The following is a 22,084-nucleotide window of genomic DNA, read 5'->3' on the forward strand; positions in this document are numbered from 1 at the left end:
GCGACTTTTTCATTGCAAAGGCAGCCGTCGCGTCAGCCAGGGCAGCAGCAGCCGGTTCAGCCGGGACAAGAGCCGGTGGCGCAGGTCCAGCCAGTTGAGGTCCATGTGGTGGCGGGCGTAGCCGCCGTCGGGATCGTCGGCCGGCGGCCAGGAGCTGCCGTCCGGCGTGGGCGAGCCGGGTTCGAAGTAATAGCCGGGGCAGCACAGCGTGGCCGCGTCGTCCAGGCAGCCGCTTTGCTGCACGCACCAGGTGAAGAAGCGCGGCCCCACGGTGACGGCGGTGCGCATCGCCGGCGATTCGCGCAGCCGGGCCGGCATCGCCGGGTCCAGCGGCGCGCACTGGCCGGCGGCCAGCCGGTCCAGCACGGTGTCCCACAAGGGGTGGCCGGGCGCGCTGCCTATCAGCGCGTTGTTGAAGCCGTGGGTGCGCGACAGGATCAGCCGCCTCTCCGGCAGCAGCGGGTCTATGGGCCGCAGGTTTTCGATGTCCATGTCGATGTAGAAGCCGCCGTGCAGCGCCAGGAACAGATAGCGCGCGGCGTCTATGCGCTGGATGTCGCGCTCGAAGCCGGCGTAGCGAGCCGCGAACCAGGGATAGTGTTCGTCGACCAGCGCCTGCATCTTGGGCGCGTCCCAGAACACGAACTCCCAGTCCGGATGGCGTCGCATCCAGCTGTCGCGGTAGCGGCGGTATTTGTCCGGCAGCGCGGCGGCGCCTTGATACCAGATCTGATGGATGCGGCGCGGAATGCCCGCCTCCGGCGCGGAAAGTGTCGGCTTCACGAGAAGGTCGCTCCGCCGTCGATGGCGATGATGCGGCCGTTGAAGTAATCGCATTCGATGATGAATTTCAGCCCCTGCCAGATTTCCGCCGGCTCGGCCATGCGCCGCAGCGGCACCTGGGCGATCAAGTCCTCGCGGGTGGCCGGCGCCAGGCCCGCCGCCATCGGGGTGTCGGTCAGGCCGGGCGCGAGGCCGGCCACGCGAATGCCGAAGGGCGCCAGTTCCAGCGCCCAGGTCCGGGTCAGCGCGTCCAGGCCGGCCTTGGACGCCGCGTAGTTGGACTGGCCGGGATTGCCGGCGCTGGTGACCGAGGAGACGTTGACGATCAGGCCCGGCGTCTTGAGGCCGGACTCCACGCGGGCGGCGGCGAATTCTCGGCTCAGCAGATAGGGCGCGGTCAGATTGGCGTCCAGCACCGCCCGCCATTGCGCGGTGGGCAGCTTGCGGACGAAGCCTTCCACGTCCAGCCTCACCAGCCAGCCGTCGCGCAGGATGCCGGCGTTGTTGACCAGCAGATTGGCCGGCTCCGCGTCCTCAGACGCCGTTTTCAGAAAGGCGCGGACCGCGGCTTCCTGGCTCACGTCCAGCACCGAGCCGCGCACCGCGCCGGGCAGGCCGGCGGCGTCTTCCTCCAGCCGGCGCAGGCCGGCGGCGTCCAGGTCGGCGGCGTGGACCCGCGCGCCGGCGCGGGCCAGTTCCAGCGCGAAGGCGCGGCCGATGCCGCTGGCGGCGCCGCTGACGATGGCGTTGATGTGTTCCAGTTTCATTCTGCGGTTTCCATGGTGGTGGTTTGGGCGGCGGCCTGGCGCAGCGCGTCGCGCTCGGCGTCGGACATGCCGCGCAGCTTCAGGTAGACGGCGGCGATCTTGGCGGCCAGGCCGGGCGCGGACTCGCGTTCGGCCAGCAGCGCGGCCAGGGCGCGCGGGGTCTGGGCGTGGAAGGTGGCGCGCAGCGGCAGGGTCTGCCGGAAGATTTTGTTGACGCGCACCTGGATGCGGGTGGCCAGCAGCGAATGGCCGCCCAGCTCGAAAAAGTCGTCGTCGGCGGCGACGCCGGCGCGTTCGAACACTTCTTCCCACAGCGCGCACACCGCTTGCTCCAGCGCGCCCTGGGGCGCGCTGCCGGCGCGGGTCGGCGCGTTCGCCGCCGGTTCGGGCAGGGCCTTGCGGTCCAGCTTGAGGTTGGCCGTCAGCGGCAGCCGCTCCAGGGTGACAAAGCGGCTGGGCAGCATATAGCCGGGCAGCGCGGCGGACAGCCGGGCGCGGACCCGCTGCAAGGCGGCCGGATCGGCCTCGTCGCCGGCGCGCCAGGCGCCGCTGTCGTCCGGCACCAAATAGGCGATCAGCCGGGCGTGGCCTTGCGGGTCGCGGCGGACGGCCGCCGCGGCCTGGCGCACGCCGGGCAGCTCGCGCAGCCTGGTTTCCACTTCCTCCAGCTCCAGCCGGAAGCCGTTGAGCTTGGCCTGGCCGTCCAGCCGGCCCAGCACGCGGACCTCGCCGTTCGGCAGCAGGCAGGCCAGGTCGCCGCTGCGGTAGACGCGGGCGCCGGGCCGGCCGGCCAGCGGATCGGGGAGGAAACGGGCGGCGGTTTGCGCCGGCGCGCCCAGATAGCCCAGCGCCAGGCCGTCGCCGCCTATGCGCAGTTCGCCGGCCAGATGCGGCGGCAGCGGCTGGTCGTGGTGGTCGGCCGTCCACAGCGTGGTGCGGCGGATGGCGTGGCCGGCCGGCGGCGGCAGCTGGCCGCCGTCCACCCGGTGCAGCGCGGACCAGATGGTGGTTTCGGTGGGCCCGTAGACGTTCCACAACGCGGCGCCGGCGTCCAGCAGCGCGCGGGCCAGATCGGCGGGCAGCGCCTCGCCGCCGCACCAGGCGCGCAGGCCGGGCGCCGGCTTCCAGCCGGCTTCCAGCAGCATGCGCCAGCTGGCCGGCGTGGCCTGGATCACGCCGGCGTCGCGGCGCGCGGCCTCGGCGGCCAGCGCCGGGCCGTCCCCGGCGGCCGAGGCCGGCGCGATGGCGACCGTGCCGCCGCAGACCAGGGGCAGCAGCAGTTCCAGCGCCGCGATGTCGAAGGACCAGGTGGTGACCGACAGCAAGACGTCGTCGGCGCCGAAGCCGGGCTCGGCGCTGAAATGCCGCAGGATGTTGGCCAGCGAGCGATGGGCGATCTGCACGCCCTTGGGCCGGCCGGTGCTGCCGGAGGTGAACAGGGTGTAGGCCGGCGCTTCCGGGTGGAGCGCGTCGCCGGGCAGCGGGCCCTCGTCGATGTCCGCGGCTGCGGGCGGCAGGGGCGCGGGCAGCGTCAACAGCTTGGCGGAGGCGGGCCAGCCGGAGGCGTCGCCGTCGACGAGGATCAGGCCGGGGCGGGCGTCTTCCAGGATGGCGTCGCGGCGCAGCGGCGGCAGCGCCGGGTCCAGCGGCAGGTATTGCGCGCCGGCCCACAGCGTGGCCAGCAGCGCGGTCAGCGCGCGCGCGTCCGGCGGCAGCGCCAGCGCCACGGTGTCGCCCGGGGACACCCCGTCGGCGATCAGCCGGCGCGCCAGCGCGCGCGCGCCGCTCACCAGTTGGCCGTAGCTCAGGCTGCCGTCCTCGGCGGCGACCGCGATCTTGCCCGGCTTGAGCCGCGCGGCGGCGCTCAGCATGGCGAGCACGGTGTCGCCGTCCGGCGGCGGGAAGGCGGCCGGCGGCGTCGGCTCGGCCAGGCGCAGATCGCCGACGCGGTCCGCGCCGTCGGCGATCTGGCGCAGCAGCCGCGGCAGCGCGTGCAGCAGCGCGTCCACGCGTTCCGCCTCGATGCGGCCGGCGTCGAAGACGCCGTCCAGCTCGATGGCGTCGGCGCCGGGTTTGACGTAGAGGGTCAGCGGGTAGTTGGATTGCTCGCGCGCGGAGGCCGAGCCCACGCGCAGCGCCTGGGCGGCGTCGCCGACCTCGGCGCGGATCGGGTAGTTCTCATAGACCAGCACCGCGTCGAACAGCGGCTGGCGCGCGGACAGGCCGCTCCAGCGCTGAATGTCCACCAGGGCGCTGGCTTCGTGCGGCACCAGCCGGCTTTGGGCGTCTTGCAGCCGGCCGAGGAAATCGCCGATAGGCTGCGCGGCCGAGCAGTCGGCGCGCAGCGGCAGGGTGGCGATGAACAGGCCGACGGCGGCGTCGCGGCCGGGCAGCGATTCGGGCCGGCCGGACATGGTGACGCCGAACACCAGATCGTCGCAGCGGCCGATGCGGGACAGGGCCACCGCCAGCGCGCCCTGGAACAGGGTGTTGAGCGTGACTTTGCGTTCGCGAGCGGTCTTGCGCAGCGCGGCGCCCAGTTCCGGGCTCAGCCGCAGCGACTGGGAGCGCGGCCGGGCCGGGCCGCCGGCCGGCAGCAGGGCCAGATCGGCCGCGGCGGCGTAGCCGCTGAAGTAGTCGCGCCAGAAGGCTTGCTGGGCCTGGCGGTCGCTATGCGCGCGCAGCCATTTGATGAAGCGTCCGAAGGAGGGCGCCGGCGGCAGCGCCGCGCTCTGGCCCTGGCTCAGTCCGCGGTACAGGGCCAGCGCCTCGTCGAAGACGACGGCCATGGACCAGCCGTCCAGCAGCGCGTGGTGATGGGTCCAGACCAGCCGCCACGGCGCGCCGTTACGCGTCAGCAGCGCGAGGCGCATCAGGGGCGGGGCGTCCAGCGCGAAGCCGGCGGCGCGGTCGGCGGCCAGATAGCGTTCCAGCGCGGCCTCGTCCGGCGTTTCGCGGACCGAGAACGGCAGCGCGGGCGCGCGGTGGACCCGCTGCAGCGGCGCGGCCAGCCCTTCCCAGGCGAAGCTGACGCGCAGCGCGTCGTGTCGCGCCAGCACCTGTTCCCAGGCTTGGCGCAGCAAGGCCGGGTCCACCGCGCCGTCCAGTTCGGCGACGACTTGCTCGATATAGACGCCGGCCGGGCCGGCGGCGGCTTCCATCCGCGAGTGGAACAGCATGCCTTCCTGCACCGGGGTCAGCGACCACAGGTCGACGATGTCGCCATGCGCGCCCAGCGCCGCGGGCAGGCCGGCCTCGTCCAGCGCGGCCAGTGGGAAATCGTCCGGGGTCAGGGCCGACGCCGCTGTGTCGGCGTCGGCGTCCAGGCTCAGCAGCGCCAGCAGCCGCTGCCGCGTCTGGCGGGCGAGGGCTTCCACCGTCGCGCGCGGCAGGGCGGCGCGGCCGTAGTTCCAGCGCAGCGACAGCTTGCCGTCGCTGACCAGGGCCACGATGTCGATCAGCCGCGGGCGCAGGCCGTCCGGGTCTTCCATCGCGCCTACTGATTCCGGCGCCGGCGCCAGCGCGCCGTCGGCCGGCAGGCTGGCGTCGAACTGGCCCAGGTAGTTGAAGGCGATCTGCGGCTCCGGAGCGGCGGCCAGCGCGCGGGCGTCGGCGTCGTCCGCCTGCCGCAGCGCGCCGTAGCCGGCGCCGCCGGCCGGCACCGCGCGCAGCGTCTGCTTGACCCGGCGCAGCAGGCGCTGCGGCGTGGCTTCGGCCAGGCCGCTCACGGTCAGCGGGTACAGGGCGGTGAACCAGCCCACGGTGCGGGAGAGGTCCAGCGTCTCGTCGTCGCGGCCGTGGCCTTCCATGGTGACGGACAGCGCGTCGGCGTCCAGCCAGTCGCGCAGCGCGCCCAGCGCCGCCGCCAGCAGCATTTCCTCGGCGCTGGCGCGCAGCGCTCCGCCGCGGAGCAGGGCGGCGGTTTCGCCGCCGTCCAGCGACAGTTCCACGGTGTCGGCCGCGCCGTAGCGGTTGTCGCGTTCCGCCTCCGCCGTCAGCGGGACGCGGACCGCGTCGGCGGCCAGCCGCGCCTGGTCTAGCCAGTAAGCGCGTTCTTCGGCGGAGGGCGCGCGCGGGCGCAGCGCCCAATGGCCGAAGCCGACGCCCGCCGGCGGCGGGGCCACGCCGGCCAGCAGGCCGGCGAGATCCTGCAACAGCACGCGCCAGGACACGCCGTCCACGATCAAATGATGGATGAGCAACAGCAGCCGGCCGGCTTCGCCGTCGCCGCAGTCGAAGTGCACGGCCCGCAGCAGCGGCCCGCGTTCCAGATCCAACTCCCGCTGCGCCGCCTCGGCGCGGGCCTCGATGGCGGCGGCGCGCTCCGCGGCCGGCAGCGCGCTCAGATCGACGCGTTCCAGCCAGTCTTCTTCGCGCAAGGCCTCGCGCGGCGCGTAGTGTTGACGCCAGCCTTCGGCGCCGGCGGCGAAGCGCAGGCGGAAGGCGTCGTGGCTTTGTTCCAGCCGCAGCAGGGCGTCGCGCAGCGCCGGCGCGGAGACGCCGGCGGCCACGCTCAGCAGCAGCGCCTGGTTCCAGTGGCCGGGACGCGGCAGGGCGCTTAGGCGTTCAAAGAACCAGTGCTGGGCCGGGGTCAGCGGCAGCGGCGCGCCGGACGGAATCTCCGGCAGTTCGGCTTCCGGCCGCGCCGGGCGGACCTGGGCGGCCAGTTCGGCGACGGTGGGATGGCTGAAGATGTCGCGCGCGGCCAGCGCCAGGCCGGCCTGGCGGGCCTGGGCCACGATCTGCAGGCCGAGGATGGAGTCCCCGCCCAATTGGAAGAAGTTGTCGTCGGCGCCGATCTCCTCGCGGCCCAGCACTTGTTGCCAGATCGCGGCCAGAGCCCGCTCTTGCGGGGTGTCGGGCGCGCGGCCGCGGGCCGGGGACGCCGCGTCCGTCTGCGGCGCCGGCAAGGCGGCGCGGTCGGTCTTGCCGTTGGGGCCGACCGGCCATTGCCGCAGCGCGATCCATTGCGCCGGCAGCATGTATTCCGGCAAGCGCAGGCGCAGCGCCGCCAGCATGGCCGCGCGCCAGTCGCCGGCCTCGGCCTCCGGCGTCAGCCGGACGTAGGCGGCCAGCCGGTCCGCGCCGGAGCGGTCGCGGTAGAGCGCGGCGGCGGCTTGGTGCACGCCGGGGCAGGCGGCGAGGCCGGCCTCGATCTCCTCCAGCTCCACCCGCTGGCCGCGCAGCTTGACCTGGCCGTCGGCGCGGCCCAGGTATTCCAGCGCGCCGTCCGGCAGCAGGCGCACGATGTCGCCGCTGCGGTATAGGCGGCCGCCGGGCAGCGGCGACAGCGGGTCCGGGATAAAACGCCGCGCGGTCTGCGCCGGCTGGCCCAGATAGCCGCGCGCCAGGCCGCAGCCGGCGATGTAGAGTTCGCCGCGCACGCCGGGCGGCACCGGATTGAGGCGGGCGTCCAGCACGTGGAAGACGACGCCGTCTATGGGCTGGCCGATGCCGACGGCGAGCGCCGGCGGGTCCGAGCGCAGGTATTCCGCGCTGGAAGCGTCGATGGCGGTTTCGGTGGGGCCGTAGAGATTGACCAGCGGGATGTCCAGCGCGGCGTGGAAGCGGGCCAGGGTGACGGCCGGCAGCGCTTCGCCGCCGACGAAGACCCGGCGCAGCGCGCGGCAGCCGGCGAAGTCCGGCATCGCCAGCAGCACGGCCAGCAGGCTGGGCACCAGCTGCAGCACGGTGACGCCTTGTTCGCGCACGGCGCGGATCAGGTAGTCCGGGTCGCGGTGGCCGTCCTCGGCCGCCAGCAGCAGCTTCGCGCCCTGGGTCAGCGGCGCCCAGAATTCCCATACCGAGGCGTCGAAACCCACCGGGGTTTTCTGCAGCACCGCGTCGTCCGCGTCCAGCGGGTAGCGGCGCTTCATCCAGGCCATGTGGTTGTCCAGCGCGGCGCGGCCGACGGCGACGCCCTTGGGGCGGCCGCTGGAGCCGGAGGTGAACAGCAGATAGGCCAGCGCGTCGCCGTGGACCGGCGCGACGGGGGCGGCCGCGTCTTCATCGTTCAGATCTCCGGCCAGGTTTGCTTGCAAGACGGCGCAGCCGGGCGGCGCGTCAGCGGCGGGGTCCAGGCTGAGCAGCAGGGCCGGCGCGGCCTCTTGCAGGATGTCGCGGCGGCGCGCTTCCGGCTGGCCGCGGTCCAGCGGCAGATAGGCGGCGCCGGCTTTCAGCGTCGCCAGCATCGCCACCACCAGCTCGGGCGAGCGCGGCAAGTCCAGCGCCACCACCGCGTCCGGGCCGGCGCCGTGCGCCAGCAGCCGGCGCGCCAGCCGATTGGCGCGGGCGTCCAGTTCGGCGTAGCTCAGCGTCGCGCCCTCGCCGGCCACGGCCACGGCGTCCGGGCGTTGCCGCGCGACGGCGGCGATGGCCTGCGGCACCGAGAAGTCGGCGAGGCCGGCGGACGGGCCGCGTAGCGGCTTGGGCGCGCTCTCCGTCAGCGGCGCGTCCAGGCACAGGGCGTCCGGGTTCCGCGTCAGCGCCTCGGCGGCGGCCAGGTAGAGCCGGCCGATGGCGGCCACTTGCGCGTCGGGGAAGGCCGCGCGGTCGTAGGAAAAGCCCAGGGTGACGGCGCCCTCGGCGCGGCTGGCGCTGAAGGTGACCGCCAGCGGGATGTCCACCGCTTCCAGGCGGCTGCTGTCCAGCACTTCCAGCGCGCCGGCCTCGCCCAGTTCGCGGTAGACGTGGAAGTCCACGTAGTTGAAGGAGGCTTCGAAGCGGGCGGCTTCGCCCAGCTTGAGGATGTCCGCCAGCGGGAAGAAGCGGCGGGGCAGGCTGTTGCCCTCCGCCGCCATGGTTTCCGCCAGCAGCGCGCGCCAGCTGCCGCCGACGCGGACGCGCAGCGGCAGGGTGTTGAGGAAGAGGCCCAGCGCTTCGGCGCCGTCGGCGTCGGCCGGGCGGCCGTTGCTGACCAGGCCGGTGACGATTTCGTCCTGGCCGCACAAGCAGGCCAGCGCGCGGGCGTGCACCGCCAGCAACAGGGTCTTCAGCGGCAGGCCGCTGTCGGCGGCCAGGCGGATCAGCGCGGCGGCGACCGCGGCCGGGAAACCGATTTCCTGCGCGCCCACCCTGGACTTGCCCGCCGGCGCGGCATGCTGCGGCCAGCGCGGAATGGCGGCGGACGGCAGGCCGCTCAATTGGGCGCGCCAGTAAGCCTGCTGCGCCGGATCGGCCAGCGCCGCCCGCTCCGCGGCGACGAAGTCGCGGAAGGCCGCGCGCGGAGCCGGCGCGGGGCCGGTCTGGCCGCGCATCCGTTTGAACAGGGCCGCGCACAGGGTGGCCACGCTCCAGCCGTCCAGGATGGCGTGGTGGAAGGCCAGCGTCAGCTGCCACTCGTCGTCGGCCAGCCGCAGGCAGCCGACGCGCAGCAGCGGCGGCCGCTCCGGCGCGAAGCGCTGCTCGCTCAATTGCCGCAGCTGGCTGGCCACGGCCTCGTCCCGCTGCTGCGGCGACAGGCCGCGCAGGTCGTCGATGTCCAGACTGGGCGTCAGATCGCGCCAAACCAGCTGCAGCGGCTGGGAGTAGCCGGCCAGCGCGAAGCCGGTGCGCAGCAGCGGGTGTTCGCGGCTCAGCTCCGTCAGCGCCTGGCGCAGGCGTTCCGGGGCGATGTCGGCGCGCAGCCGGTGGGAGAACACATCGTGGTACAGATTGCGGCCGTCGTCGTATTCATTGTGGAACAGCATGCCGGCCTGCAGTCTGGCCAGCGGCAGCGCGTCTTCCACCTCGGGCGGCAGCCGCGCGCGGTCGGCGGCGTCTATCAGCGCGAAGGGCGGCAGGACCGGGTCCGGCGCGCTGGTGTTTTCGTCTTCGCCTTCGCCCATCGCCTCGACGATGGCGGCGATGGTGCCGTGGCGGAAAATGTCCTGGATGCTCAGCGGGCAGCCGCGCTCCTTGGCCAGGCCGGCGATGCGCACGCTGCGGATGGAGTCGCCGCCCAGCGAGAAATAATTGTCGTGGATGCCGACGCGGGGCAGGCCCAGCACCTGGCTCCAGATCTCGGCCAGCAGCTGTTGTCTGGGGGTGGCGGCGGGGACGTAGGGTGTGTCCAGCGCCGAGCGCGCGCCCTGCGGCGACGGCAGCGCGCGCGCGTTCACCTTGCCGTTGAGGGTGAGCGGAAACTCGGCCAGCGCGATGAAGGCCGCCGGAATCATGTGGGCCGGCAAGCGCGAGGTCAGATGGCGGCGCAAGGCGTCGGCGCCGGCCGCGGCCGGGTCGTCGGCGCGCAGATAGGCGATGAGTTGGTCGTCGGCGGCGACGAGGTGAACGTCGCTCACCGCCGGATGGCTCAGCAGCGCGGCGCGCACTTCGCCCAGCTCGATGCGGAAGCCGCGGATCTTCACTTGATGGTCGATGCGGCCGCAGTAGAGCAGTTCGCCGTCGGCGCTGCGCCGCGCCAGATCGCCGGAACGGTAGCGCCGTTCCGCGCCGACGCCGGGAAAACGCTCGGCGTTCAATTGCGGGCGGTTCAGATAGCCTAGGCTGACGCCGGCGCCGCCGACCAGGATTTCGCCGGGCGCGCCCAAGGGCACGGGGTGGCCGCAGGGGTCCGCCAGCTCCAGGCTCAGGTCGTCCAGCGGCTCGCCTATCGGGCTGAGCTCGCCGCCGGCCTCAAGATCGGCGGCGCGGATGCGGCGGAAGGTGACGTGGACGGTGGTTTCGGTGATGCCGTACATATTGGCCAGCCGCGGGCCGTCGTCGCCGTGTCGTTCCAGCCACGGGCCCAATTCCGCCAGCCGCAGCGCCTCGCCGCCGAAGATCACCCAGCGCAGCGCCGACGGATGCGGCAGCGGCGCGGCGCTTTCCGCGGCGATCGCCAGCTTGAACGCCGACGGGGTCTGGTTCAGCACGGTGACGCCCTCGCGGCCCAGCAGTTCGACGAAGGCGGCCGGATCGCGGCTGAGTTCGCGCGGCACCACCACGCAGCGGCCGCCGTAGAGCAGCGCGCCCCAGATTTCCCATACCGAGAAATCGAAGGCGAAGGAGTGGAAATAAGTCCAGACGTCGTTCTCGTCGAAGGCGAAATGGCGGGCGCTGGCGGAGAACAAACGCAGCACGTTGCGGTGGGAAACCAGCACGCCCTTGGGCTGGCCGGTGGAGCCGGAGGTGTAGATCACGTAAGCGCCGTGCCCGGCTTCCAGGCCGGCGGGCGGCCGCGCCGCCGGTCTGGCGCCGCAGCCTATTTCCGCCAGCGACAGGCAGCGGTGTTCCGCCGGCAGCCGCGGCCTGAGTTCGGCGTCGGTCAGCGTGAGCAAAGCCTGGCTGTCGTCCAGCTGATAGGCCAGCCGCTCTGCCGGATAATCCGGGTCCAGCGGCAGATAGACGCCGCCGGCCAGCGTCACGCCCAGCATGGCGGCGATCTGCGCGGCGGAGCGCGGCAGGCAGATGCCCACCCTGACGCCGGGCGCGACGCCGTCCTGGCGCAAGCGTTCCGCGATGGCGGCGGCCTGGGCGCGCAGCTGCCGGTAGCTCAGCGTCGCGGGGCCGTCGCTGACGGCGACGCGGTCCGGAAAACGCTCGGCGGCGGCCAGGAAGGCGGCGGCCAGGGTGTCCGGCCCGCCGCGGCCGGCCGGCGGGAGCGGCGCGGGCGGCTGAACCGCGCTGGGCCGAACCAGGCCCAGCTCGCGCAGCGCGGCGTCCGGCCGCGCGGCGATCTGGCGCAGCAGCTCCAGATAGGCCTCGGCCAGCGCCGCGGCCGGCGCCTCGTCCACCCGCGCGCGGTCGAAGCCCAGCTTCAAGCTCAAGCCGTCCGCGCCCGGCACCAGGGTCAGGGTCAGCGGGTAGTGGGTGCGCTCGCGCTGGGAGACGTCGGAAATCCGGAAGCCCAAGCCGTCCGAGGGCAGGGCGTCGCCTATCGGGAAGTTGTCTATCGCCACCAGGGTTTCGAACAGCGGCTGGCCGCGCGGCACGCCGCTGTGGCGCTGGACGTCGGCCAGATCGCTGTGCGACAGCGATTGCAGCTCCAGCTGGCGGCGCTGCACCTCGGCCAGCCATTGCGGCAGCGCGGCGTCGGCCGGCGTCGCCAGGCGCAGCGGCAGGGAGTTGATCAACAGGCCCGCCATGCCGTCCACGCCGGGCAGATCGATGGCGCGGCCGGACAGGGTGAGGCCGAAGACCACGTCGTCCTGGCGCGCGTAGCGGCTGAGCAGGATGGCCCAGGCGCCCAGCAGCAGGGTGCCCGGCGTCACCCGGCAGCGTTCGGCGGCGGCGGCGAGGTCGCCGTCGACGCGGTAGTCCAGCCCTCGTTCGATCTGGCCGACGTCGGCGCCGGCCAAGGCGCCCGGCAGCGCAGGCCGGTCCAGGCCCAGCGGCGTCGGCGCGGCGAGATCGCCCAGCAGGGCGCGCCAGCGGCGGGCGGCGGCGTCCTGGTCCTGGCGGCCCAGCCAGCTCAGATAGGCGGAGAAGGGCGGCGGCGGCGGCGGCAGCGCCGCGCCGGACAGCAGCGCGAAGTAATCGCGCATCAGGATGGGCAGCGACCAGCCGTCCAGCAGAATGTGATGGTGGCTCCAGATCAGCCGCCATTCCGCCGGCCCGTAGCGCAGCAGCGTCAGCCGCATCAGCGGCGGCCGGTTCAGCTGGAAGCCGCGGCGGCGGTCTTCGTCCAGCAGCGCCTCCAGCCGCCGCTCGCGCTCGGCCGCATCGTCTTGGCTCCAGTCGTGAACGGCCAGCGGCGCGCGGGCGCGGCGGAACACCACCTGGCGCGGCTCGGCCTGTCCCTTGGTGACGAAGGCGGTGCGCAGGATGGGATGGCGTTCGGCCAGCCGCTCCAGCGCGTCGGCCATGGCGGCGGGGTCCACCGCGCCGTCCAGCCGGCAGATCAATTGCTCGAAATAGACCGGCGAGCCGGGCGCGAACAAGGTGTGGAACAGCACGCCGCGTTGCAGCGGGCTCAGGGGCAGGATGTCCTGGATCTGGTCTTTGAGGTTCGGTGTGCTTGTCATGGTCATTCGATGTCGGTGAGGTCGTCCAGCAAGGCGGCCAATTCGTTCTCTTCCAGCGCGACGCCGGCGAAGTCCGAGGTGTGGTAGGCGACGGCGGGCAGGCCGCCGGCGCGGCAGAGCGCGGCCAGTTCTTCCAGCGCCAGGCGGCACTGTTCGGCCAGGGCCGGGGTGTCGTGGGCGTCGGCGTAGTCGAAGTCCAGCCGCAGGCGGCCTTTCTCGATGCGGGCGTTGACGGCGACGGCGTGCGGCAGCCGCTGGCGCGGGTCTTGCGCCGGTCCGGCCTCCCGCGCCGACAGCCGCGCGCGCAGCCGCGGCAGCACGCCGTCGGCGGCGTCGTCCAGCCGGCCCAGATAGTTGAAGCTGAGCGGCCGCGGCGGCGCCTGGTCCAGCGCGGCGGCCTGGGCCGGATCGCCCAGATAGCGCAGCGCGCCGAAGCCGATGCCGCCGCCGGGCACGCCGCGCAGCGCGGCCTTGGCCGCCGCCGCCGCCGGCTCCCAGCCGTCGCCGGCCGGTTCTATGCGCAGCGGGTGCAGGCAGGTGAACCAGCCCACGCTGCGCGACAGATCGGGCGCGGGGCCCGCCGCCGCGCCGCGGCCGTGGTTTTCCAGGTCCAGGGCGAGCGCGGGCAGGCCGCTCAGCCGGTGCCAGGCCAGGGTCAGCGCCGCCAGCAGCAGTTCCTGCGGCTGGGCGCGGTAGCGTTCCGCGCCGCCTTCCAGCAGCGCGGCGCTGGCGTCGGCGTCCAGGCTGACCGTCGCGCGGCGGCGTTCCGCCACGCGGCCGACGGCAGAGAGTCCGGGCGGCGCGGCCAGCGGGGCGACGGCGGCGCGCCAATAGCCGAGTTCGCCGGCCAGCGCGGGCGCGGCTTCCGCCAGCGAGCGCGCCCAGGCCCGGTAGCTGACGGCCACCGGCGGCAGCGAGATCTCTACGCCGTCCGCGGCCTGGCCGTAGGCCTGGTCCAGGTCGTCCAGCAGAATGCGCCAGGACACCACGTCCACTACCCAGTGGTGGGCGATCAGCAGCAGTTCGGGGCGGCCGTCCGGCCCGGCCTCGATCAGCACGGCGCGCAGCAGCGGGCCGCGCTCCAGGTCCAGCGATGCTTGCAAGCGCGCGCCGTGGGCTTGCAGCTCCGCCTCGCGCGCGGCCGCTTCCGTTTCCCGCAGCGTCAGCGTTTCAAGCGGCGGCGCGGCGCGCGGGCCGTAATGCTGGCTCCAGCCGCCGTCGGGCTCGCGGCGCAGCCTCAGGCGCAGCGCGTCGTGCCGCAGGGCCACGGCCGTCAGCGCCGCCCGCAGCGCGGCCGGGTCCGCGGCGGCGTCCAGGCTCAGCCGCAGGCTGAGGTTCCAGTGCTGCGGCGCGGGCCAGTCTTGTTGCAGGAACCAGCGCTGGATGGGCGCCAGCGGCGCCTCGGCCTGTTCCGGCTCCTCGATGTGGGTCCGCCGCGCTGTCGCGCCGGCCACCGCCGCCAGTCCGGCCACCGTGGGATGGGCGAACAGCGCGCGCGGCTCGATGTCGAAACCGGCCTGCTTGGCGCGCGAGACGATTTGCAGGGCCAGGATGGAATCGCCGCCGGCGGCGAAATAATTGTCGTGAACGCCGATGCCGCCGCGTCCCAGCGCCGAGCGCCAGATCTCCAGCAGCGCGGCCTCGGCCGGGCTCAGCGCGGCGTCCGCGTCCGGCGCGTCCGGCGCGGCGTCTTCCGGCGACGGCAGCGCCGCGCGGTCTATCTTGCCGGCCGGGGTCAGCGGCCATTGGCGCAGGATCAGGATGGCCTGCGGCAGCTCGTGGGCCGGCAGCCGGGCGGCCAGGTGTTCGCGCAGCGCGGCGGCGTCGGCGGCGGCCTCCGGCTTGAGCCGGGCGTAGGCCAGCAGCTGGCGGCGCTCGCCGTCCCTGCGGATCAGCGCCAGCGCCTCGTCCACGTCCGGATGGGCGCTGAGCGCGGCGGCGACGCCGTCCAGCTCGATGCGGTAGCCGCGGTGCTTGACCTGGCCGCCGGCGCGGCCCAGGAAGCGGATGCCGCCGTCGGGCAGGTATTCACCCAGGTCGCCGCTGCGGTACAGCCGCGCGCCGGGCAGGCCGGACACCGCGTCCGGCACGAAGCTGGCGGCGGTGCGGCCGGGCTGGCCGATATAGCCGCGCGCCAGCGCCTCGCCGCCGATGTGCAGCTCGCCGGGCACGCCGGGCGGCACCAGGCCGCCCCAGCGGTCCAGCAGATAGAGGCGGACGCCGGCCATGCCGCGGCCTATGGACGGCAGCGGCTCGAGCGCGTCGCAGGCCTGCATGCTGGCGCAGACCGTGGCCTCGGTCGGGCCGTAGGCGTTGACCACGCGGCGCTTGGCGGCCCAGCGCGCCAGCAGGCCGGGCGCGGCGGTTTCGCCGGCGGAGATCAGGGTGCGCAGGCCGGGCAGATCGTCTTGCTCCAGCGCCGCCAGCAGCGCCGGCGGCAGGGTGGCGTGGGTCAGGCCGTGACGCCGCGCGGCGCGGCGCAGCGCGCCGGCCGGGTCTTGCGCGGCGTCGGCTTCCGGCAGGCACAGGGCCGCGCCGCTGCCCAGGGCCATGAAGATTTCCGACACCGAGGCGTCGAAGCTCAGCGGGGCGAACTGATAGACGCGGCTGCCGGCGTCCACCTGGAAAACCTCGCATTGGGCGCGGCAGAGGTTGGCGACGCCGCGATGGCTGACGCCCACGCCCTTGGGCCAGCCGGTGGAGCCTGAGGTGTAGATCAGATAGGCCAGATTGTCGACGCCGGCGGCGCAGGGCGGCGCGGTGTCCTGCGCGGCGTCCGGCGAGTCGGTGGCTTGATCCAGCAAGAGCAGGCGGGCCGGCAGCCGGCTCAGCGTCGGCAGCAGGCGCGTTTCGCTGAGCAGGATGGCGGCGCCGCTGTCGGCCAGCATATAGTCCAGCCGTTCGGCCGGATAGGCCGGGTCCAGCGGCAGATAGACGGCGCCGGCCTTCAGCGTGGCCAGCAGCGCCGTCACCGCGTCCGCGCCGCGCGGCAGCAGCACGCCCACCACGGTTTCCGGGCCGGCGCCCAGCGCTTGCAGCCGGTGGGCCAGTTGGTTGGCGCGGCGCTCCAGTCCGGCGTAATCGAGCGCGCCGTTCTCGTCCAGCAGCGCCGGCGCGCGCGGCGCGGCGGCGGCCTGACGCTCGAACAGGCGCTGCGCCAGTTCCGGCGAGGCCAGCGGCGGCCGGGCGGCGTCGGCGATCCGCGCCCGCCGCGTGTCCGCGGGCAGCAGCTCGATGGAGGCGACGGCGGCGTCCGGCGCGGCGACCATGCGTTCCGCCACCGCAAGCCAGCGTTGCAGCAATTCCTCGGCCGCCGCGTCGGCGACGCGGCTGCGGTCGAAGGTGAGCTTGACGGTCAGGGCCGCGCCGGGGATCACGGCCAGCGTCAGCGGGTAGTTGGTGTGCTCGCTGAAGCGCGGCGTTTCAAAGCCCAGGCCGGCGGCCTCGTCGCGCAGCAGCGCGTCGGCGGGGTAGTTCTCGAAGACCAGCAGCGAGTCGAACAACTGGGCGTTGTCGCGGCCGGCCCAGCGCTGGACGTCCACCAGCCGGTTGTGGGCGTAGTCCTGCACCCGGGCCTGATCGGCCTGCACCTGGGCCAGCAGCGCGCGCGCGTCGGCGGCCGGGTTGAGCCGCACCCGCAAGGGCAGGGTGTTGATGAACAGCCCTATCATTTCGCCTATGCCGGGCAGATCGCCGTTGCGGCCGGACAGGGCCGCGCCGAACACGATGTCCTCGCCGTGGCCGCTGCGCGCCAGGGTCAGCGCCCAGGCGGCCTGGAACAGGGTGTTCAGCGTGCTGGCGCAAGCCTGCATCGCGGCGGCGGCGCGCGCGCTCCACTCCGGCGACAGCCGGATTTCCCGCTCGACGAAGTCGGCGCCGCCGCCGGCGGGGCCGGCAAGCAGGGTGGGCTGTTCCAGTCCGGAGAAATAGCGGCGCCAGAAGCGCTCGTCCGAGCGGGCGCGGCGGCCGGCGCGGTCCAGCCAGCCGATATAGGCGGAGAACGGCCGCGCCGGCGGCAGGGCCGGGGCCTCGCCGCGGCTGAGCGCGCGGTACAGGGTCAGCAGCTCGCGGAAGAACAGCGGCAGCGACCAGCCGTCCAGCAGCAGGTGGTGATAGCTCCAGATCCAGCGCCAGCGGTCCTGGCCCAGGCGGATCAGCGCCAGCCGCATCAGCGGCGCGGCGTCCAGCGCGAACGGCCGCGCGGCGTCGGCGGCCAGATAGTCGGCCAGCGCGGCCTCGGGCTCGGCCAGGCCGGACCAGTCCAGCCGGCTGATCGGCAGCGGCGCCGCGCGCATCGCCGCCTGCAGCGGCTGGGCCAGGCCCTGCCAGTGGAAGCCGGAGCGCAGCAGCGGATGACGCGCCAGCATCGCGCGCCAGGCCTCGGCGAAGGCGTCCGGGTCCAGCGGGCCGTTGACCACGCTGCTGAGCTGTTCCAGATAAGCGCCGTCGGCGGCGTCGGCCACGCTGTGGAACAGCATGCCCTGTTGCAGCGGGGACAGCGGATAGAGGTCGTCGAAAGGGCCGCTCCGGCGCGCCAGCTCCTCCACGGCGGCCTGTTCCAGCCGCGCCAGCGGGTAATCGGCGGCCAGCAGCGGCGCGGCCTCGATCTCGTCCAGCGCCAGCGCGAGTTCGCGGGCGAAGGCGTCGGCCCAGCCGGCGACGGTGGCCGCTTCGAACTGGCCGCCGGGGTAGCGCCAGTCCACGCGCAGCCTGCCGTCCAGCACCACCAGCACCAGGTCCAGCGCGAAGGGGCGCAGGTTGGCGGCGGCGCGTTCGCCGGCAATCAGTTCGGGCCGCAGTTGGAACCAGGCGTTGTCGACGCCGCGCGGCGCGCCCAGGTAATTGAAGCTGATTTCCGGCAGGCCGGCCGCGTCCAGCCGCCGGCGCGCCTCTTTGTCCGGCCCCAGCCAGCGCGCCTGGCCGTATTCCGGCGCGATGGGGGTCAACAGCGACAAGGGCGCGGCGATGGCGGCCAAGAGTTCGGCCGCGCCGGCGGCGGCGGCGTCGCCGGCCACGCTCAGCGGATACAGCGCGGTGAACCAGCCCATGGTGCGGGACAGGTCCAGGCCGGATTCCGCGTCGCGGCCATGGTGTTCCAGCGTCACCGCGAAGCGCGGCGCGTCTAGCCGGGAGGCCAGCGCGCGCCATAAGGCCAACAGCAGCAGGGCGCTGACGCGCTGGCCGGCGGCGCGGGCGCCGGCGGCCAGCAGGCGGCCGGTCAAGGCCGCGTCCAGCTCGCGGCTGAGCAGCCGCGAGGCGGCTTCGGTATTGGCCGCCGGCGCAGCGAAGTCGCGGCGCAGCGTCGGGAAGCCGGCCGCGGCCTGGCCGAGCCAGGGCGCGGGGTCCGCCTCGGCGGCGTCGGCCCGCTGCCGCTCCGCCCAGCGCCGCCAGTTGGCGGGCACGGCGGCGAGCCGCGGGGCTTCGCCGCGCGTCAGCGCGTCCAGCGCTTGCGTCAGATCGTCCAGCAGAATGCCCCAGGACACCGCGTCCACCGCCAGATGGTGGACGATCAGCGCCAGCAGCGGCGCTTGCCGGCCGCGGCGCAGCAAGAGCGCGCGGGCCAGCGGGCCGGCGTCCGGGTCCAGCTGGCGCTGGGCCTGTTCTATCGCCGCGCGCGCGGCCTCCTCGCTCTCGTCCGTCAGCTCCAGTTCGCGGCAGGGCCAGCCGCCGGCCGCCTCGGCCAGCGTCGGCTCCGGCGCGAAGCGCAGGCGGAAAGCGTCGTGGCGCGCGGCCACGGCGTCGAGCGCGGCTTGCAGCCGGGCCGCGTCCACGGGGCGGGCCAGTTGCAGCGCCAGCGCCTGGTTCCAATGCCGCGGTTCGGCCAGCTCCTGGCCGGCGAACCAGCGCTGGATGGGCGTGGCCGGCAGCGGGCCGGCGGCCGCGGCGTCTTCCTCGGCCGCCGCCGTGCTGAGCGCGGCGGCCAGCTGGCGGATGCTGGGCTCCAGCAGCAGCTGGCGCGGACTCAGCGCCAGGCCTTGCGCGCGAGCGCGGGCGACCACTTGCAGGGAGAGGATGGAATCGCCGCCGAGGGCGAAGAAGTTGTCGTCGATGCCGGGCAGCGGCACGGCGAGGACGTCGGCCCAGATCTGGGCCAGCGCGCGTTCGGCGTCCGAGCGGGCTTCGACGCGCAGGGCGGCGTTGGCCGCTTGCGGCGCCGGCAGCGCGGCGCGGTCCACCTTGCCGTGATGGGTCAGCGGGAAACGCTCCAGCGCCACGATGACGGCGGGCAGCATGTGTTCGGGCAGCTCGGCGGCCAGCGCGGCGCGCAAGGCGGCCGGCTCGGCGTCGCCGACGGCGTAGGCAACCAGCCGCGGTTCGCCGGCGGCGGGGCGGTCCAACAGCACCAGCGCCTCGCGCACCGCGGGCAGCCGGCACAGCGCGGCCTCGATTTCGCCCAGCTCGATGCGGAAACCGCGCAGCTTGACCTGATGATCGGCGCGGCCCAGGTATTCGATCTCGCCGTCGGCGCGGCGGCGAGCCAGATCGCCGGAGCGATAGAGGCGGGAGCCGTCGGCGGCGAAGGGATTGGGCAGGAAACGGGAGGAGGTCAGCGCCGGACGGTTCCAGTAACCGCGGGCGACGCCGGGTCCGCCGACATAGATCTCGCCGGGCACGCCGACGGGCACCGGCTGCAGGAAGCGGTCCAGCAGATGGAAGGCCAGATCGGCAATCGGCTGGCCGATCACCTGACCGCGACGAGCGTCGAGATCGGCTTGGCGGATGGCGCGCTGGGTCACATGCACGGTGGTTTCGGTGATGCCGTACATATTGACCAGCTCGGGACGCTGATCGCCGCGTTGTTGGAACCAGGGTTCCAGGCTGGCCAGCTCCAGCGCCTCGCCGCCGAAGATCACCAGGCGCAAGTCCGGCAAGGCGTGCTCTGCGGCGGTGGGAATCAACTGGCGGAAGGCGGCCGGGGTCTGGTTCAACACCGAGACCCGGTGCTGTTGCAGCCAGCCGGCGAAAGCCTCGGGCGAACGGGACACCCAATAAGGCACCACCAGGCAAGTGCCGCCAAACAGCAGCGGCCCCCAGATCTCCCATACCGAGAAATCGAAGGCGTAGGAGTGGAACAGCGACCACACATCGTCGGGGCCGAAAGCGAAGCGCTCCGAGGTGGCGGCGATCAATCGGACCACATTGTGATGGCTGACCACGCAACCCTTGGGGGTGCCGGTGGAGCCGGAGGTGTAGATGACGTAGGCGGCCTGCTGCGGATGCAGGCGGCGCGGCGGCGGGGTGTCGTCGCCGGAGGAGACGGCGACGTCCAGCCAGCGCAGCGCGAGGCCGGCGGGTAGGGCGTCGGCGGATTCGGCGTCGCCGACGACGACGTGGATGGCGCTGTCGCGGACCAGAAACTCCAGGCGCTCGGCGGGATAGCCTGGGTCCAGCGGCACATAGGCGGCGCCGGCCTTGAGGATGGCGAGGATGGCGACCAGCAGATCCGGCTGGCGTTGGCAGCAGAGTCCGACGCGCTGCTCGGGTCGCACGCCGAGTTGCAGCAATTGCCGGGCCAGCTGATTGGCGCGGGCGTCCAGCTCGCGGTAGCGCAGCGCGGCGGTGTCGCCCTGGACGGCGACGCGCTCGGGGAAGGCCTGGGCGGCGTGTTCGAACCAGCTGCAAAGATCAGGATGCGGCGGCGCGACGACGAGAGGCGTCGGGCCCAGGGCCTGGGCGGCTTGTTCGGCGTTCAGCAGCGGCAGCCGCGCCAGCGGGCAATCCGGCTGCGCCGTCGCCGCCTGCAATAGCTGGCGATAGTGTTCCAGCCAGCGGGCGGCGGTGTCGGCGCCGATCAGGCCGGCGCGGTATTCCAGCGTGGCGCGCAGGCCGTCGCCGTCCGGCTCCAGCATCAGGCTCAGGTCGAACTTGGCGTCGGCGGGAAACAGCGGCAGCGCTTCCGCTTCCACGCCCCGCCAGTCCAGGCGGCCCAGCGGCGCGTTCTGCAGCGCGAACAGAGCGCGGAACGGCGCGTCCTGGGCCTGGGCGCGCGGGCCGGCCAGCTTCACCACTTGATCGAAGGGCGCGTGCTGATGGGCGAAGGCGTCCAGGCAGCCGGCGCGGTTGCGCGCCAGCAATTGGGCGAAGCTGGGCGCGCCGCTCAAATCCTGGCGCAGGATCAGGGTGTTGACGAAGAAGCCCAGGGTTTGTTCGAACTCGGCGCGGTCGCGGTTGGCCACCGGGCTGCCGACGCAGATGTCCTCGCGTCCGCTCAGCCGCTGCAGCAGTGCCTGGAAGCCGGACAGCAGGGCCATGAACAAGGTGGCGTCGGCGGCGCGGGCCTGGACGCGCAGCGCCTCGGTCAGCGTGGCCGGCAGCGTCAGGCTGACGTGGCCGGCGGCCTCGCTCCGGCTTGGGCCGGCGGCGTAATCGCCGGGCAGCTCCATCTCGCCGTCCAGGCCGGCCAGCCGTTCGCGCCAGTAGCTCAAGGCCTCGTCGTCTTGGACGCGGGTTTCGCGTTCCCATTCCGAGAAATCGGCGTATTGCAGCGCCTCGGGCAGGGCCGGCGCGGGCAGGCCGGCGGCCAGCGCCGGATAGAGCGCGCCCAGCTCGCGCACCAGCACGCCCAGCGACCAGCCGTCGCAGGCGATGTGATGGATCACGATGGACAGCACATGGTGTTGCGGGCCGAGGACGAACAGGCGGGCCCGGATCACCGGATCGCGCCGCAAATCAAAGCGCAGGGCGGCTTCCGCGCGCAGCAGCGCCGTCAGGGCGGCCTCGTCGCAGGCGCTGCGCGGCAGTTCGCAGCCGGCTTCCGGGCGGATCAATTGGCAGGGTTCGCCGTCGATCAGATCGTATTGGGTGCGCAGGATCTCGTGGCGCGCCACCAGGGCGCCCAGCGCGGCTTGCAGCGCGTCGGCGTCCAGCGCGCCGCGCAGGCGCAGGGCCAGCGGGATGTGGTAGGCGGTGGAGTCCGGCTCAAGGTCCGTCAGCGTCCATAAGCGGCGCTGGGCGCCGGATTGCGGGAAAACATAGGCGTCGAAAGAGGCGTGGGCGTCGATTGCGTTCATGGTTGGCCTTGCTTGGACTGCTGGAATGAGGTGTCGCCGTCGGCGCCGGGGGTGACGCGCGCCAGTTGGCGGCGCGCCGGCCGTACCGGCGCGGCGGCCGAGGCCTGGCCGCGCAGCGCGTCGGCGGCTTGCGCCAGTTCCGCCGCGCGCGGATGTTCGAACAAGAGGCGCAGCGGCAGCGGCACGCCCAGGCGCTCGCGCAGCCGGTTGGCGGCGCGCACCGCCAGGATGGAGTCGCCGCCCAGCTCGAAGAAGCTCTCGTCGCGGCTCACTTGCGGCAGCTGCAACAGCTCGGCGAAGGCTTCGGCCACCAGGTATTCGCTGGGCGTGCGCGGCGCTTCGAAGGCGCGCCGGGCCAGCGGCTCCGGCGCCGGCAGCGCGGCGCGGTCCACCTTGCCGTGATGGGTCAGCGGGAAGCGCTCCAGCGTCACGATGACGGCGGGCAGCATATGCTCGGGCAGTTCGGCGGCCAGCGCGGCGCGCAGCGCGGCCGGCTCGGCGTCGCCGACGGCGTAGGCGACCAGGCGCGGTTCGCCGGCGGCGGGGCGGTCCAGCAGCACCAGCGCCTCGCGCACCGCGG

5 protein-coding genes are annotated in these 22,084 nt (G+C 73.8%); all 5 read right to left on the reverse strand.

What is annotated here, in order from left to right; translation table 11 throughout:
* Positions 1 to 9: 9 nt before the first annotated feature.
* Positions 10 to 783, reverse strand: a complete 774-nt coding sequence (locus ACODSD_RS22730) for a glycosyltransferase family 32 protein (RefSeq protein ID WP_235084513.1) — start codon at positions 781 to 783, stop codon at positions 10 to 12.
* Positions 780 to 1,550 carry an SDR family oxidoreductase HmlD gene (hmlD, locus tag ACODSD_RS22735; protein ID WP_227106803.1) on the reverse strand — a complete coding sequence of 257 codons (771 nt, stop codon included), beginning with the start codon at positions 1,548 to 1,550 and terminating at the stop codon, positions 780 to 782. The genes ACODSD_RS22730 and hmlD overlap by 4 nt, the downstream gene beginning before the upstream one ends.
* Entirely contained in the window at positions 1,547 to 12,499 is a 10,953-nt protein-coding gene (gene hmlC, locus ACODSD_RS22740; protein WP_488878398.1) for a jagaricin-like haemolysin non-ribosomal peptide synthetase HmlC, read from the reverse strand. The genes hmlD and hmlC overlap by 4 nt, the downstream gene beginning before the upstream one ends.
* The gene (gene hmlB, locus ACODSD_RS22745; protein ID WP_488878399.1) at positions 12,496 to 21,504 is read right to left on the reverse strand and encodes a jagaricin-like haemolysin non-ribosomal peptide synthetase HmlB; all 9,009 of its coding nucleotides are present in this window, start codon (positions 21,502 to 21,504) and stop codon (positions 12,496 to 12,498) included. Before hmlB ends, hmlC begins: the two co-directional genes overlap by 4 nt.
* Positions 21,501 to 22,084: phosphopantetheine-binding protein (locus ACODSD_RS22750; RefSeq protein WP_488878400.1), on the reverse strand; the 584-nt coding region annotated here is incomplete at its 5' end. The genes ACODSD_RS22750 and hmlB, both read right to left, overlap by 4 nt.

The organism is Chromobacterium sp. FG22 (assembly GCF_057809415.1).

Excerpts from the sequence above, each read along its gene's own strand:
- hmlD (WP_227106803.1), bottom strand. The coding sequence starts at position 1,550 with ATGAAACTGGAACACATCAACGCCATCGTCAGCGGCGCCGCCAGCGGC.
- hmlB (WP_488878399.1), bottom strand. The coding sequence starts at position 21,504 with ATGAACGCAATCGACGCCCACGCCTCTTTCGACGCCTATGTTTTCCCG.
- hmlC (WP_488878398.1), bottom strand. The coding sequence starts at position 12,499 with ATGACCATGACAAGCACACCGAACCTCAAAGACCAGATCCAGGACATC.